At 72.6% G+C, this 14,415-nt stretch carries 14 protein-coding genes; 13 read left to right on the top strand and 1 reads right to left on the bottom strand.

Going from position 1 to position 14,415, the window contains the following annotated elements:
• Nucleotides 1-28 precede the first annotated feature (28 nt).
• From tilS to AA0Z99_RS10120, 8 genes are all read left to right on the top strand, one after another.
• Nucleotides 29-1,021 (top strand): tRNA lysidine(34) synthetase TilS, encoded by a 993-nt coding sequence (gene tilS / locus AA0Z99_RS10155; protein ID WP_413316990.1) that lies wholly within the window; start codon nt 29-31, stop codon nt 1,019-1,021.
• Between the two features lie 54 nt (nt 1,022-1,075).
• Nucleotides 1,076-1,636, top strand: coding sequence for a hypoxanthine phosphoribosyltransferase (hpt, locus tag AA0Z99_RS10150; RefSeq protein WP_413316988.1), 561 nt, complete (start codon nt 1,076-1,078; stop codon nt 1,634-1,636).
• A 41-nt stretch (nt 1,637-1,677) separates the two neighbouring features.
• Complete coding sequence (locus tag AA0Z99_RS10145; RefSeq protein WP_413316986.1) at nt 1,678-2,400, top strand: hypothetical protein; 723 nt, start codon at nt 1,678-1,680, stop codon at nt 2,398-2,400.
• Nucleotides 2,401-2,493: 93 nt separating this feature from the next.
• Nucleotides 2,494-4,449 (top strand): ATP-dependent zinc metalloprotease FtsH, encoded by a 1,956-nt coding sequence (gene ftsH / locus AA0Z99_RS10140; RefSeq protein ID WP_413316984.1) that lies wholly within the window; start codon nt 2,494-2,496, stop codon nt 4,447-4,449.
• Nucleotides 4,449-5,015: a GTP cyclohydrolase I FolE gene (folE, locus tag AA0Z99_RS10135; protein ID WP_413316982.1), complete on the top strand. Its 567-nt coding sequence runs from the start codon at nt 4,449-4,451 to the stop codon at nt 5,013-5,015. The genes ftsH and folE overlap by 1 nt, the downstream gene beginning before the upstream one ends.
• Before the next feature lie 2 nt (nt 5,016-5,017).
• Complete coding sequence (gene folP, locus AA0Z99_RS10130; RefSeq protein WP_413316980.1) at nt 5,018-6,265, top strand: dihydropteroate synthase; 1,248 nt, start codon at nt 5,018-5,020, stop codon at nt 6,263-6,265.
• Nucleotides 6,259-6,762: a 2-amino-4-hydroxy-6-hydroxymethyldihydropteridine diphosphokinase gene (gene folK, locus AA0Z99_RS10125; RefSeq protein WP_413316978.1), complete on the top strand. Its 504-nt coding sequence runs from the start codon at nt 6,259-6,261 to the stop codon at nt 6,760-6,762. Before folP ends, folK begins: the two co-directional genes overlap by 7 nt.
• Nucleotides 6,759-7,226: a DUF3180 family protein gene (locus tag AA0Z99_RS10120; RefSeq protein ID WP_413316976.1), complete on the top strand. Its 468-nt coding sequence runs from the start codon at nt 6,759-6,761 to the stop codon at nt 7,224-7,226. Before folK ends, AA0Z99_RS10120 begins: the two co-directional genes overlap by 4 nt.
• Nucleotides 7,227-7,268: 42 nt before the next feature.
• On the opposite strand, the gene AA0Z99_RS10115 is transcribed toward AA0Z99_RS10120, so the two are convergent.
• Entirely contained in the window at nt 7,269-8,261 is a 993-nt protein-coding gene (locus tag AA0Z99_RS10115; protein ID WP_413316974.1) for an LCP family protein, read from the bottom strand.
• A gap of 125 nt (nt 8,262-8,386) precedes the next feature.
• Here AA0Z99_RS10115 and AA0Z99_RS10110 point away from each other — a divergent pair, with 125 nt between their 5' ends.
• From AA0Z99_RS10110 to lysS, 5 genes are all read left to right on the top strand, one after another.
• Entirely contained in the window at nt 8,387-8,881 is a 495-nt protein-coding gene (locus AA0Z99_RS10110) for a PH domain-containing protein (RefSeq protein WP_413316972.1), read from the top strand.
• The gene (locus AA0Z99_RS10105; RefSeq protein ID WP_413316970.1) at nt 8,878-10,896 is read left to right on the top strand and encodes a PH domain-containing protein; all 2,019 of its coding nucleotides are present in this window, start codon (nt 8,878-8,880) and stop codon (nt 10,894-10,896) included. The genes AA0Z99_RS10110 and AA0Z99_RS10105 overlap by 4 nt, the downstream gene beginning before the upstream one ends.
• On the top strand, nt 10,893-11,597 hold the full coding sequence (locus tag AA0Z99_RS10100; protein WP_413316968.1) for a DUF2520 domain-containing protein: 705 nt from the start codon (nt 10,893-10,895) through the stop codon (nt 11,595-11,597). Before AA0Z99_RS10105 ends, AA0Z99_RS10100 begins: the two co-directional genes overlap by 4 nt.
• A 49-nt stretch (nt 11,598-11,646) precedes the next feature.
• Complete coding sequence (gene panC / locus AA0Z99_RS10095; RefSeq protein WP_413316966.1) at nt 11,647-12,507, top strand: pantoate--beta-alanine ligase; 861 nt, start codon at nt 11,647-11,649, stop codon at nt 12,505-12,507.
• A gap of 171 nt (nt 12,508-12,678) precedes the next feature.
• The gene (gene lysS / locus AA0Z99_RS10090; protein ID WP_413320836.1) at nt 12,679-14,400 is read left to right on the top strand and encodes a lysine--tRNA ligase; all 1,722 of its coding nucleotides are present in this window, start codon (nt 12,679-12,681) and stop codon (nt 14,398-14,400) included.
• Nucleotides 14,401-14,415: the final 15 nt, after the last annotated feature.

Raw genomic sequence — 14,415 nt, 5'->3', positions numbered from 1 at the left:
GGGTGGGGAATCGGCATAAGGTTACTTCATGCCCGAAAACGAGCGCCGCCCGCGGCTGACGCCGGCCATCGCCGACGTGCGCCGGGCCGTTCGCGAGACCACGGCAGACCTCCCGCCGGGTTCGCTCCTGCTCGTCGCGCTCTCGGGCGGCCCCGACTCGCTCGCGCTCGCTGCCGCGACCGCCTTCGAGGCGCAGCGCGCCGGCCACCGCGCGGGCGCCGTGATCGTCGACCACGGGCTGCAGCCCGGCAGCGGCGAGATCGCCGAGCGCGCCGCCGCGCAAGCGCGCGAGCTGGGCCTCGACCCCGTGCGCGTCCTGCCCGTGCAGGTCGCGCCCGACGGCAGCCCCGAGGCCGCTGCGCGCCAGGCGCGCTACGCGGCGCTGCTGCAGGCGCGCAAGGAGCTCGGCGCAGCCGCCGTGCTCCTCGGCCACACGCTCGACGACCAGGCAGAGACCGTGCTGATCGGCCTCGCCCGCGGCTCCGGCGCCGAGAGCCTGTGGGGCATGCACCAGCGCATCGGCTTCCTGCGGCGGCCGCTGCTGCAGGTGCGCCGCGCGACGACGCACCAGGCGTGCGCCGACGCCGGTCTCGATCCGTGGCGCGATCCGCACAACGACGACGACCGCTTCCTGCGGGTGCGCGTGCGGCATAGGGTGCTGCCGATGCTCGACGAGGTCCTCGGCGGCGGCGTCGCGCTCGCCCTCACGCGCACCGCCGACACGCTCCGGGAGGATGCGGAGGCCCTCGCGCACTTCGCCCAGGAGCAGATCCTCGACCTCGTCGAGCACGCGGAGGGCGGCCTCTCGCTCGACGCGGGAGCGCTCGCGGCCAACCCGCCCGCACTGCGCCAGCGCATCATCCGCCTCGCCGTGCAGAGCGAGTTCCACACGGCGCTCAGCCGCCAGCAGACGCTCGAGGTCTCGCGCCTCGTGACCGACTGGCATGGACAGGGCCCGATCCACCTGCCGGGCATCCGCGTCACCCGCGAGGGCCGCCGGCTCGTCTTCGTCGCAGCCTGACGGGCGCGACGCCGGTACGGTAGTCGCACCGCAGTCGCCGATCCGGGAGCGCACATGGAGTTCGAGCACGTCGAGCCAGACCTCGCCAAGACCCTCATCACCGAAGAGGAGCTGCACGCCAAGCTCGAGGAGCTCGCGCGCCAGATCGAGGCGGACTACGAGGGCAAGGACCTGCTGCTCGTCGGCGTGCTGCGCGGCGCGGTCATGGTGATGGCCGACCTCGCTCGCGCGCTGCGCCGCCACATCGAGATGGACTGGATGGCCGTCTCCTCCTACGGCTCCGGCACCGTCTCCTCGGGCGTCGTGCGGATCCTGAAGGATCTCGACAGCGACCTCTCGGGCCGCAACGTGCTCATCGTCGAGGACATCATCGACTCCGGCCTGACCCTCTCGTGGCTGCGCAGCAACCTCGAGTCGCGCGGTGCGGCCTCCGTCGAGATCTGCACGATGCTGCGCAAGCCCGACGCGCTCAAGGTCGAGGTCGACGTGCGCTACTGCGGCTTCGACATCCCGAACGAGTTCGTCATCGGCTACGGTCTGGACTACGCGGAGCAGTACCGCAACCTGCGCGGCATCGGGGTGCTCGCGCCGCACGTCTACAGCGACCCCGAGTGACGGCGGCGCGCAGCACGGCCGGGATTTGGGATCATGGTCGGATGAAGCCCCTCGCCCGCGGCGTCGCGCCCGCCGCTCTGCTGCTCGCGGCCGCCGCGCTGGTCGGCTGCTCCAGCTCGCCCGAGCCCTCCACCGGGCCGTCAATCCCTCCCGGCATCACCGCGCCTCCGCCCACCGCGCCGGCATCGCCGACGCCCGAGGTCACCTCCGAGCTGCCGGCGGAGATCGCCGGCGTCGACACCGCCGACTGGCAGCAGATCGCCGCGCCGAGCGGCGCGTCCACGTTCCGCATCCCCGCCGACTGGACGGTGCGGGAGGCCGAGGGCGGCCTCGACGTGCTGCGCCCCGACGGTCAGCGCCAGCTGCTCTACCGCGAGGCGCCCGACACCGGCGACGGTCGCTGCCTCGACGCCGACGGGGTCGCCGTCGCCTGGCGCACCGCGATCCTCGACCGGCAGGACGTGCAGCTGACCGGCGCCGACGGCGTCGCGTTCGGCGCCGCCGCCCTGCAGCTGGGGGACCAGTGGATCGTGAGCGTCGGCCTGCGGCCCGCGGCCGATGCGCAGTCGCCGAGCTGCCCGATCATCAACGCGTTCGAGTCGCCCGCCGGCACCATCGGCTTCGCCTCCGAGGTCATCGTCGACGGCGGCGGTGAGGCCGCACCCTGGCAGGTCGCCTCGCTCGCCGACGGCCAGGCCTACGTGAGCGACCCGGAGTTCGCGACGATCCGCGCGATCCTGATGTCCCTCGAGCTCCAGGCATAGGCCTCGCCCAGCTCGCACCGGCCCAGAGCGAACAGCCCGATCTCGCTCCCCCTCGCGGGATAGCCTGATCGAATCACGACTCAGAAGGGCGTCATGAGCTTCAAGAAGTTCCTGCGCGGGCCGATCCCATGGATCGTCGTCGCACTCCTCATCGTCGGCGTGGCGTTCAGCTTCTTCATGACGCCGCAGTTCCGACCCGTGCAGACGGATGTCGGCATGGACATGATCGAGGACGGCCGCGTGCAGCAGGCGCGCATCGTCGACGGCGAGCAGCGCGTCGACCTGATCCTCACCGACGCCGACGAGGAGTTCGGCGAGCGGGTGCAGTTCTACTACGTCGCGCCCCGAGGCGCCGACGTGATCGACGCGATCACCGCCGCCGACCCCGAGGGCGGCTACATCGACGAGGTGCCGCAGACCAGCTGGCTGGTCTCGATGCTCACGTTCCTGCTGCCGCTGCTGCTGCTGGTGGGCCTGTTCTACTTCATCATGACCCGCATGGCCGGCGGCAACCGCGGCGTCATGCAGTTCGGCAAGTCGAAGGCGACGCTGATCTCCAAGGACATGCCGCAGGTGAAGTTCGCGGATGTCGCGGGTGCCGACGAGGCGGTGGAGGAGCTCGGCGAGATCAAGGAGTTCCTGCAGGACCCGACGAAGTTCCAGGCCGTCGGCGCGCGGATCCCGAAGGGCGTGCTGCTGTACGGCCCTCCCGGCACCGGCAAGACGCTGCTCGCGCGCGCCGTCGCGGGCGAGGCGGGGGTGCCCTTCTACTCGATCTCTGGCTCCGACTTCGTCGAGATGTTCGTCGGCGTCGGCGCGAGCCGCGTGCGCGACCTGTTCGAGCAGGCGAAGCAGAACGCTCCGGCGATCATCTTCGTGGACGAGATCGACGCGGTCGGCCGTCAGCGCGGCGCGGGCCTCGGCGGCGGGCACGACGAGCGCGAGCAGACCCTCAACCAGCTGCTGGTGGAGATGGACGGCTTCGACGTGAAGACGAACGTCATCCTCATCGCGGCGACGAACCGCCCCGACATCCTCGACCCCGCGCTGCTGCGCCCGGGCCGCTTCGACCGCCAGATCGGCGTCGACGCCCCCGACATGAAGGGCAGGGAGACGATCCTCGGCGTGCACGCGAAGGGCAAGCCCATCGCCCCGGGCGTCGACTTCGCCGTGCTGGCGCGCAAGACGCCGGGCTTCACCGGTGCCGACCTCGCGAACGTGCTGAACGAGGCCGCGCTGCTCACCGCTCGCCAGAACGGCACGCAGATCGACGACGCCGCGCTCGACGAGGCGGTCGACCGCGTCATGGCAGGACCGCAGCGGCGCACGCGCGTGATGAACGACAAGGAGCGGCTCATCACCGCCTACCACGAGGGCGGCCACGCGCTCGCTGCGGCCGCGATGCGGCACTCCGACCCGGTCACGAAGGTCACGATCCTGCCCCGTGGCCGCGCGCTCGGCTACACGATGGTGCTGCCGGTCAACGACCGCTACTCCATCACCCGCAACGAGCTGCTCGACCAGCTCACCTACGCCATGGGCGGCCGCGTCGCCGAGGAGATCGTCTTCCACGACCCCACCACGGGCGCCGGCAACGACATCGAGAAGGCGACCGGCATCGCCCGCAAGATGGTGACGGAGTACGGCATGACCAGCGCCATCGGCGCCGTGAAGCTCGGGCAGGCGCAGGGCGAGCAGTTCTTCGGCCGCGACACCGGCTCGAGCCGCGACTACTCGAACTCCCTCTCGGAGGTCGTCGACCGCGAGGTGCGCGTGCTCATCGAGCAGGCGCACACCGAGGCGTGGCAGGTGCTCAACACCAACCGCGACGTGCTCGACCGGCTCGCGAGCGAGCTGCTCGAGAAGGAGACGCTCGACCACCTGCGGCTCGAGGAGATCTTCGCCGCCGTCGAGAAGCTGCCGGAGCGGCCGCAGTGGCTCTCCAACACCGACCGACCGGTGAGCGATCGGCCGCCGATCGAGCTGCCCGTCTCGCAGCACGTGGACGAGGCCGTCGAGCCCGACGTCGAGAGCGAGACGCCGGCCTGATGGCGGTCGATCGCGAGCGCGTCGAGGCGGCGGTGCGCGAGCTCCTGGCTGCCATCGGCGACGACCCCGCCCGCGAGGGGCTGCAGGGCACCCCGCGTCGCGTCGCGACCGCCTACGGCGAGTACTTCGCCGGCGTCGGCGCCGACCCGACCGAGCAGCTCGACACCCTCGGGCTCGAGGGCGAGTCGGGCGAGCTCGTGCTGCTGCGCGACATCGAGTTCCGGTCGATGTGCGAGCACCACCTGCTGCCGTTCACCGGCGTCGCGCACATCGCCTACCTGCCCGGCGACCGCATCACGGGCCTCGGCCGCATCCCCGCCGTCGTCGACGTCGTCGCCTCGCGGCCGCAGATCCAGGAGCGCCTCACCGACGAGGTCGCCGATGCCCTGCAGGCCGGGCTCGATCCGCTCGGCGTGCTCGTGGTGATCGAGGCGGCGCACGGATGCGTCGCCGCGCGCGGGCAGCGCCAGGCGAAGTCGACGACGGTGACGGTCGCGAGCAGGGGCCGCCTGTCCGAGCCGATCGAGCGCGCCGAGATCATGGCGCTGATCGGGGAGCGGAGGTAGCAGTGGCGCGATCGCGCACGCCCCTGGAGACCGAGGTCTGGGGCATCCTCAACGTCACGCCGGACTCGTTCAGCGACGGCGGCCGCTACGTCGATCCGGGTGCCGCGATCGCGCACGCGAGACGCCTGCGGGCGCAGGGCGCCGACGTCATCGACATCGGCGGCGAGTCGACCCGCCCCGGCGCCGCGCCGATCGACCCTGCGGAGGAGCAGGCGCGGATCCTGCCCGTGGTCGCAGAGCTCGTGCGCGAGGGCGTCAGGGTCTCGGTCGACACGATCCACGCCTCCACCGCCCGGTCGGCGATGGCTGCGGGCGCGGAGATCATCAACGACGTGACCGCCGGCCTCCACGACCCGGAGATGCTGCAGGCGGTCGCCGCCGGCGGCGCTCGCATGGTGCTGATGCACTCGCGCGGCATCGACGTGACGGTCGACACCCACTACGACGACGTCGTGCTCGAGGTCGTCCGGCACCTCGAGGAGCGCCGTCGCGCAGCGATCGAGGCAGGGATCGCACGCGACCGCATCATCCTGGATCCGGGGTTCGGCTTCTCCAAGGATCCCGACGACAACTGGCGCCTGCTGGCGGGCCTCGACCGGGTGCTCGGTCTGGGCGCCGCGGTGCTCGTCGGCACGAGCCGCAAGCGCTTCCTCGGCGAGCTGCTCGCCGAGGGAGCGACGATGGAGGAGCGCGACGCGGCGACCGCGGCGACCTCGCTGCTCGCAGCCCAGACCAGCAGCAGCGTCTCGCTGCGCGTGCACGACGTGGCCTCGACCGTCGCCGCGCTGCGCGCGCTGCAGCGCACCCATCGCGCGATCGGCGAGGCGCACGCGAGCGCGCGCCCGGACTGGAGCATCGAGCTGCCGCCGCCCGCGGCCGAGCGCCGGATGGGCGAGATCGCGCTCACGGGCATCCGCGCCCGCGGCCACCACGGCGTGCTGCCCGAGGAGCGCCGCGACGGGCAGGAGTTCGTCGTCGACGCACGGCTCGAGCTCGACCTCGCTGCGGCCATCGCCAGCGACGACGTCGGCGACACCGTGCACTACGGCGAGCTCGCCGAGCAGCTGGTCGACGCGGTCGAGCGCGACCCCCTCGACCTGATCGAGTCCCTCGCCGACCGCCTCGCGGCGGTGTGCCTCGCGCACCCCCTCGTGCGTCGCGCATCCGTCACCGTCCACAAGCCCGACGCGCCGATCGCGGTGCCCTTCGGCGATGTCGCCGTCACGGTGCACCGGGAGCGCCCGTGGTGACCTTCGCGCTCGAGCGCCGCGCGGTGCTCTCGCTCGGCGCCAACCTCGGCGACCGCGTCGCGACCATCGACTCGGCCGTGCGCGCCCTCGAGGCCATCGAAGGCATCCGCGTGCTGGAGCGCTCGAGCGCCTGGGAGTCGCCGTCGTGGCATCCCGATGGCGAGGGGCTCGCGCCCGACTACGTGAACATCGTGCTCATCGTCGGCACCACGATGGATCCCATCGATCTGCTCGACGCGATCCAGGCGGTCGAGGATGCGCTCGGCCGCGAGCGCGCAGAGCGGTGGGGGAGTCGCACCATCGACATCGACATCGTCGCCGTCGGCGCGATCGAGCGGGCGAGCGATCGCCTGGTGCTGCCGCACCCGAGAGCCCACCAGCGGCAGTTCGTGCTGCAGCCGTGGCTGGAGGTGGATCCGGGAGCCGTGCTGCCCGGCCACGGATCCGTCGCCGAGCTCGCCGACTTCGTCGACGGCGACGCCTGGCGGCTGCCGTGACCCGCACCAGTGCCGCGACCGTGGTGCTGACCGCGCTCGCCGCGGCGGCGGTGGCGTGGCTGCTGGAGTGGCTGCTCGTGCTGGGAGGACGCGCGGCGATCGTGCCGTCGTTCGCGCTCGGGCTGGCGCTCGCGGCGCTCGGCGCGGTGCTGCTGGTGCTGGCCTGGCCGGTGCGGCAGGCCGCGCAGGGCACGCGGCGCGTCGACTACCGGCACGCGACCACCGTGCTGGGCTTCGCCAAGGCGTCGTCGCTCGCGGGAGCCCTGCTGGGGGGAGCCGCGCTGGGCGCGCTCGGCTTCTTCCTGACCCGGGCGGTCGTCGCCGAGGAGGCGGTCGTGGCGCTCGCCGTCGTGGCGGCCGGCGCGGTCGTGCAGCTCATCGCCGGGCTGGTGGCCGAGCACTGGTGCGTGCTGCCGCCGGACGACGATGACGACGCGCCCGTGCGGGCAGGCAGCGCTGCCTGATCGCGCTGCAGCGCTCCCCGGGGCGCGCCTGGCCGCCCCCGGCTAGCGCTCGGGCGCTGGCTGGAACGACGTCATCGACTCCTCGTCGAACGCCGCCTGGACCTCCGCGAGGCCGTCCTGGTTGACGTACACGACGGACTCCGAGCCCTCCATGCCGGTGCCGAGGGTCGGCATGGTGAAGGTCTGGATGCTCGAGCCGCTGATGCCCGCCATGGACGGCGCGAGCGAGAGCACCGTGCCGAGGTCGACGGTGTCGGTGGTCGCCATGTACGGCGACACGGTCGCGAAGAGGTCGGCTGCGCGGTTCGGGTTGGTGAGGTTCTCGCGCGTCATCAGCTGCGTCATCATGCCGCGCAGGAACGCGCGCTGGTTGTGCACGCGCTGGTAGTCGCCGTCGCTGAAGGGATAGCGGGCGCGCACGTAGATGAGCGCCTCCTCGCCCGCGAGGGTGATCTCGCCCTGCGGGTAGTCGTAGCCGTAGTACGAGAAGGCGATGTCGTTGTTGACCGTCACCCCGCCGAGCGCCTCGGTCAGCCCCTCGAAGCCGTCGAAGTCGATGATCGCGACGTGGTCGATGCGCTGGTCGATGAGCCCTTCGACCGTCTGGACCATGAGCGGCACGCCGCCGAGGGCGAGCGCGGCGTTGACCTTCGCCGAGCCGTGGCCGGGGATCTCGACCCACGAGTCGCGCATGATCGACATGATCTGGATGGTCTCGCGGTCGGGCGGGATGTGCGCGACCAGGATCGTGTCGGCGCGATCGCCGAGGTCGGTGAGCAGCGAGCCGTCGGCGCCGCGGGAGTCGCTGCCGAGCAGCAGCACGTTGACCGGCTGCTGCGGGCCCTCAGCGACCTCGGGTCGCAGCGACTCCTCGGGGAACGCCGTCTCGATGGTCTCCACCTGCTGCACCGAGGGGTTGATGCGCACGAAGTACCACCCGATCGCCGCCAGCAGCGCCAGCACGATCACGCCGACGATGCTCACCGCGATCCATCTGCCGACGTGCTTCTTCTGCTTCGGGGTCTCGACTGTCACTGCGGCAGTATCGCAGAAGCACCGCTCAGGCTCCTCGCACTAGCCTGGGATCCGGCAGCACCGGGGCATCCACCAGTGCCCGCTCGCTGGCCGGTCCCACCGCCCCGAACAGCAGGAGGAAAGCCGTGGCAGAGCGCGTCGACGTCACAGGAGAGTGGCAGCGCATCAGCATGCGCTACGCCACCGTCGAGTCGATCAGCACCGTCATCTGGTGGCTGATCCTCGGCGTCGGCGCGACCGTGCCGATCTGGCTCGTGAACGACGGCGACATGCCCTGGTGGGGGTGGCTGCCGCTCGCCGCGGCGGTGCTGCTCATCGTGCTCGGCGTGCTGTTCGCGTTCTTGCGCACGCGCACCATCGGCTACCTGCAGCGGCAGGACGACCTGCTGGTGCGGCGCGGCATGCTCTTCCGCCGCTTCGTCGCGGTGCCCTACGGGCGCATGCAGGTCGTCGACATCACCCAGGGCCCGCTCGAGCGGATGTTCGGGCTCAGGACCTTGAAGTTCGTCACGGCAGCGGCGACGAGCGCCATCACGATCCCCGGCATGCCCGGCGACACGGCCGAGCAGCTGCGCGATCACCTCGTGGCGGTCTCGGAATCCCGGCGGGCCGGCCTGTGACCGACGCGCCGCAGCCGGGCCAGCCGCACGGCCAGCAGCCGGGCCAGCAGCACCACGGCCAGCCGCAACCGGGCCAGCCGCAGCACGGCCAGCCGCACGCCCAGGCCACGCCGCCGGCGCCGCAGGATGCGCGCGCCAAGGCGGCCGAGCTCGTCGACGGCGAGTGGCACCAGCTGCACCCGGCGACCCCGCTGCTGCGCGGCGGCCTCGCGCTCATCATCTTCCTCGGCATCCTCGTCTCGACCTTCCGCGATCGCCTGATCGGCATCTTCGTGCCCGACGAGTTCGGCGGCGAGTGGGAGGACGACCCCTTCGGCGACTTCATCGTCGACCAGCTGCTGTGGGTGACGATCGGCGTGATCGTGCTCGTCCTCGTGCTGATCGCGCTGTTCTGGCTCGCCTGGCGCGTCCACAGGTTCCGCATCACGGGCGACGCGGTCGAGGTGCAGCAGGGCATCCTCGTCAAGAAGCACCGTCGCGCGCCCCTCGCCCGCATCCAGGGCATCAACATCCAGAAGCCGTGGTTCGCGCGGCTGCTGGGCGCGTGCAAGTTCGAGATCCAGCAGGCCGGCAGCGACTCCAACGTCGACCTCAACTACCTCAGCTCCTCGGTGGCGGATGCGCTGCGCTACGAGATCCTGGATCGCGCGTCCGGGCGCTCCACGGCCGACTCGCAGCGGCTGGCCGCTCAGCGCCAAGGGGCACAGGGCGGCGTCGTCGACGACATCATGCGCCCGGACGCCGAGATCTCGCACCTCGCGCCCGACTCGCTCGTGCGCATCCCGGTCAAGCGCATCGTCGCCTCGTCGCTGCTCGACGGCTGGATCGTCTGGGCGGTGCTCTACGTCATCGGCACGCTGGTGCTGGTGCTCGTGCTGCAGCAGTGGTGGGTGGTGTTCTCGCTGCTGCCCGCCGGCATCGCGTTCTTCGCGGCGGGCATCCGCTCCCTCGGCGCGAAGCTGCGCTACTCCATCGCAGCGACCCCCGATGGCATCCGGCTCGCGTACGGGCTCGCCTCCACCACGACGGAGATCCTGCCGCCGGGGCGCATCTTCGCGCTGCAGGTGAAGCAGCCGCTGCTCTGGCGGCCGTTCGGCTGGTGGCAGGTCACCTTCACCCGCGCGGGCAAGGCGTCGGGCGACGGCTCGGGTCAGAGCGGGCAGAGCCAGCAGATGGCGAACTACCTGCTGCCGGTGGGCGATGCGCGCGACGTGCGCACGGTCATCTCGCTCGTGCTGCCGGAGCTCGCGCAGTCCCCGCTGGTCGATCAGGGCATGTTCGGGCAGGCGCCCGACGCCTTCGTCGTCAGCCCGCCGCGCGCTCGCGCCTTCCGCTGGTTCTCCGTGCGCCGCAACGGCTTCCACGTGCACGACGCGGCGTTCCTGCTGCGCCAGGGGCGCATCTGGCGCTCGCTGCAGCTCGTGCCCGCAGCCCGCGTGCAGTCGGTGGCGCTGCAGCAGGGCCCGATCTACGGCATGGCGCGGCTGGCTCGCGTGCAGTTCCACGTGCCCGGCTCGGTGCTCTCGCCGAGCATCGGCGCGCTCGACCAGCAGGACGCTGCCACGCTCTTCGAGCACACGATGCGCACCGTGAAGGCGGCGATCGATCGCGACGCCTCGGAGTCGTGGGCCTCGGCGCTCTCCCGCAACGAGGTGCTGCAGACGGCGCCCGCGGTGCAGGACGGCGTGATGGCACCGCCACCGGCTCCGACCCAGCAGCAGTGGCAGGGCGACCGCGGTCACCCGCAGCAGGGCCAGCCCCCGCAGGGGCAGCCGCAGCAGTGGCAGCGGCCGCCGGGCGAGCCGCAGCAGTGGCAGTCAGCGCAGGGCCAGCCGCAGCAGTGGCAGGGCCAGCCGGGCCCGGCCCACCCGCAGCAGTGGCAGCGCCCGCAGCAGCCGCCCAGCACACCGCAGGCGCCGCAGAGCCCACCGTCGTTCGGCCAGCAGGAGCGCGGCGAGACCGAGCGGCCCAGGGACGTCGGGCAGCGCGACGAGCCGCCGCGCGAGGATCGGTGAAGCCGGGCCGTCTCGGCGTCGGCATCATCGGCGCCGGCCGCGTCGGCCCCGTGCTGGGCGCAGCGCTCGCGGGGGCCGGTCACGCGATCATCGGCATCGACGCGACGGGGGCCGATGCCGTCGACCGCGCCGAAGCGGTGCTGCCGGGCGTCGAGATCCTCGATGCCCCGACGATCGTCGAGCGCAGCGAGCTCGTGCTGATCGCCGTGCCGACGGAGGCGCTGCGCGACCTCGTGGCGGGCCTCGCGGCCACCGGCGCGTGGCAGCCTGGCCAGCTGGTCGTGCACACCGCTGCCGAGCACGGCACCGAGGTGCTGCGCCCCGCGGTCGAGCGCGGCGCGATCCCGATCGCCCTGCACCCCGCGATGAGCTTCACGGGCACCACGCTCGACCTCTCGCGCCTGCTGGAGGCGACGATCGCCGTCACCGCGCCCGGGCCCGTCCTGCCGATCGGCCAGGCGCTCGCGGTGGAGATGGGCGCGGAGCCGGTCGTCGTCGAGGAGGCCGACCGGCCCGCGTACGCCGAAGCGGTCGCCACGGCGCGCGACTTCGCCGACGGCATCGTGGCGCAGGCGATGCGCCAGCTGCACGACATCGGTGTCGAGCGCCCCTCGCGCGTGCTCGGCGGCGTCGTGCGCTCCGCGGTCGAGGTCGCGCTCGCGCGCTACCCCGACCCTCCGCAGCCGCTCTCGCCCGAGTAGCGCCCGCCCGCCGGTCGAGGTGCTCGCCGCGCGCGCCTAGGCTGTCGGGGTGCCCGCTCCCATCCAGACCCTGACGACGATCGACTCCGTCCGCGAGCTCGTCGGACGAGCCCGGGCAGCGGGCAGCCGCATCGCCCTGGTGCCGACGATGGGTGCGCTGCACGAGGGGCACGCGGCGCTCGTGCGCACGGCGGCCGAGCGTGCCGACGTCGTGCTCTCCTCGGTGTTCGTCAACCCGATGCAGTTCGGGCCCCACGAAGACCTCGACCGCTATCCGCGCACGCCCGAGGCCGACACGGAGCGGCTCGAGGCGCTCGGCGTCGACGCGGTGTTCATGCCGAGCGTCGACGAGATGTTCCCCGACGGCGGGCGCTCGGCCACGATCGTCTCCGCCGGTCACCTCGGCACCGTGCTCGAGGGGCGCAGCCGCCCCGGCCACTACGACGGCGTGCTCACGGTCGTCACGAAGCTGCTCTCGATCGTGGCGCCCGACGTCGCGGCGTTCGGCGAGAAGGATGCGCAGCAGCTGTTCCTGGTGCGCCGCCTGGTGCGCGACCTGAACCTGCCGGTCGAGATCCTCGGGGTGCCGACCGTGCGGGAGCCCGACGGCCTCGCCCTCTCGAGCCGCAACGCGATGCTCACGGCGGGGGAGCGGCGCGACGCGCTCGCGCTGTCGCGCGCGCTGGAGGCGGCCGGCTCGGCCGCGGACCGCGGCGTCGAGGCGATGCTGGCCGCCGCGCAGTCGGTGTTCCAGTCCGACACCGGCGTGCAGCTCGACTACCTCGCGATCGTCGACCCTCGCACCTTCGCCTTCGCGAACGACGCGCACCACGGTCCGGCGCAGGTGCTCGTCGCCGCGCGCGTCGGCGCGGTGCGCCTGATCGACAACGCCCGCTACTCCATCCCCTGAGCGGCTGGTCCTCGAGCGCCCGGCCGCTGGGCGTCCACAGCCGAGCGCTCCAGGCCCCCGGGCGCCGCGCGCCAGGGGGCGGATGCGCGCGCGCCGGTAGGATCGGGCGTCGTGACCGAGACGCCTGACGAGAGCACCGCCCCGCACCCGACGCAGCCGGCCGAGACCGACCTGGCCGCGCGACAGCAGGCCCGCGCCGACTGGGTCTCGCGCCTGGCCGACGACGTGATCGCCGAGGCCGAGCGCCGCGCCACCAGGCCGGTCGCCGCATCCGGCATCTCGCCCTCCGGCCCCGTGCACCTCGGCAACTTCCGCGAGGTGATGAGCCCGCACCTCGTGATCGACGAGATCCAGCGCCGCGGCATCGACGCCGAGCACATCTTCAGCTGGGACGACTACGACCGGTTCCGCAAGGTGCCGGCCGGCATCGAGGGCGTGGACGAGTCGTGGAGCGAGCACATCGGCAAGCCGCTCACGAGCGTCCCGGCCCCTCCCGGCAGCGAGCACGACTCGTGGGGCGCGCACTTCCGCGCCCAGGCCGAGGCGGGATTCGCCGAGGCGGGCGTGCGCTATCGCGGCATCAGCCAGACCGAGCAGTACGCCGCGGGCGCCTACACCGAGCAGATCCTGCACGCGATGCGCCACCGCCACGAGATCGACGCGATCCTCGCGCAGTACCGCACGCTCCCCGCCGCGAAGGATGAGGACGAGGCGCTGCAGCAGGCGCTCGACGCCTCCTCGGGCGCCGCGAGCGAGGACGACGGCTCCGGCGGCACCGAGTACTACCCCTACAAGCCCTACTGCACCTCCTGCGGCAAGGACCTCACGACGATCGAGGCCTACGACGACGACTCGACCGAGATGACCTACTCCTGCCAGTGCGGGCACCGCGAGACGGTGCTGCTGCGGGAGTTCCGCTCGGGCAAGCTCGTCTGGAAGGTCGACTGGCCGATGCGCTGGGCGCACGAGCGGGTCGTCTTCGAGCCCTCGGGCGTCGACCACCAGAGCCCGGGCTCGTCGTTCCAGGTGGGCCTGCAGCTCGCGCCCGTCTTCGGCTGGGAGCGCCCGCTGGGCCCGATGTACGCCTTCGTCGGCTTCGGCGGCCTCGCCAAGATGTCGTCGTCGCGCGGCGGTGCGCCGACGCCCTCCGACGCGCTCGCCGTCATGGAGGCGCCTGTGCTGCGCTGGCTCTACGCCCGCCGCCGCATGAACCAGTCGTTCGACGTCGCCTTCGGCTCGGAGCTGCAGCGCACCTACGACGAGTGGGATGCGCTGCTGAAGAAGGTGGCGGCGGGCACGGCCGGCGACGCAGAGGTCGCGGCCCTCGAGCGAGCCACCTCGACGGTGCACGGCCCGCTGCCCCAGACGCCGCGTCGCGTCGCGTACCGCACCCTCGCCTCCGTCGTCGACATCACCTTCGGCGACGAGGAGCAGATCCTGCGGATCCTCGGCGGGCTCGACGCCGACGACCCGATCACCGAGCTCGATGCGCTGCGCCCGCGGCTCGACCGGGTCGAGGCATGGGTGGCGACGCACATGCCCGCCGAGGAGCACACGGCGGTGCGCGAGTCCGCCGATCGCGAGGCGCTCGATGCGCTCACGGAGTCGGAGCGCGAAGCCATCGCCCTGCTGCTGGACGGCGGGCAGGGGCTGCCGCCGATCGAGGAGGCGTGGACCCTCGACGGCCTGACCTTCCAGGTCTACGGGGTCGCGAAGGTGCAGCGCGGCCTCGAGCCCGGCGCCATGGTGAAGGGCGACAAGGAGCTCTCGTCGGCCCAGCGCGCGTTCTTCGCGCTGCTCTACCGACTGCTGGTGGGCCGCGAGACCGGCCCACGGATCCCGACCCTGCTGCTCGCCATCGGCCGGGAGCGGGTGCGCGAGCTGCTGACCTGAGGCGCCCGGTAGGCT

This window comes from Agrococcus phoenicis (genome assembly GCF_047302415.1).
Taxonomy (GTDB): domain Bacteria; phylum Actinomycetota; class Actinomycetes; order Actinomycetales; family Microbacteriaceae; genus Agrococcus.
This window is presented reverse-complemented; position numbering and strand designations above follow the sequence as displayed.

Excerpts from the sequence above, each read along its gene's own strand:
- tilS (WP_413316990.1), top strand. The coding sequence starts at position 29 with ATGCCCGAAAACGAGCGCCGCCCGCGGCTGACGCCGGCCATCGCCGAC.
- hpt (WP_413316988.1), top strand. The coding sequence starts at position 1,076 with ATGGAGTTCGAGCACGTCGAGCCAGACCTCGCCAAGACCCTCATCACC.
- AA0Z99_RS10145 (WP_413316986.1), top strand. The coding sequence starts at position 1,678 with ATGAAGCCCCTCGCCCGCGGCGTCGCGCCCGCCGCTCTGCTGCTCGCG.
- ftsH (WP_413316984.1), top strand. The coding sequence starts at position 2,494 with ATGAGCTTCAAGAAGTTCCTGCGCGGGCCGATCCCATGGATCGTCGTC.
- folE (WP_413316982.1), top strand. The coding sequence starts at position 4,449 with ATGGCGGTCGATCGCGAGCGCGTCGAGGCGGCGGTGCGCGAGCTCCTG.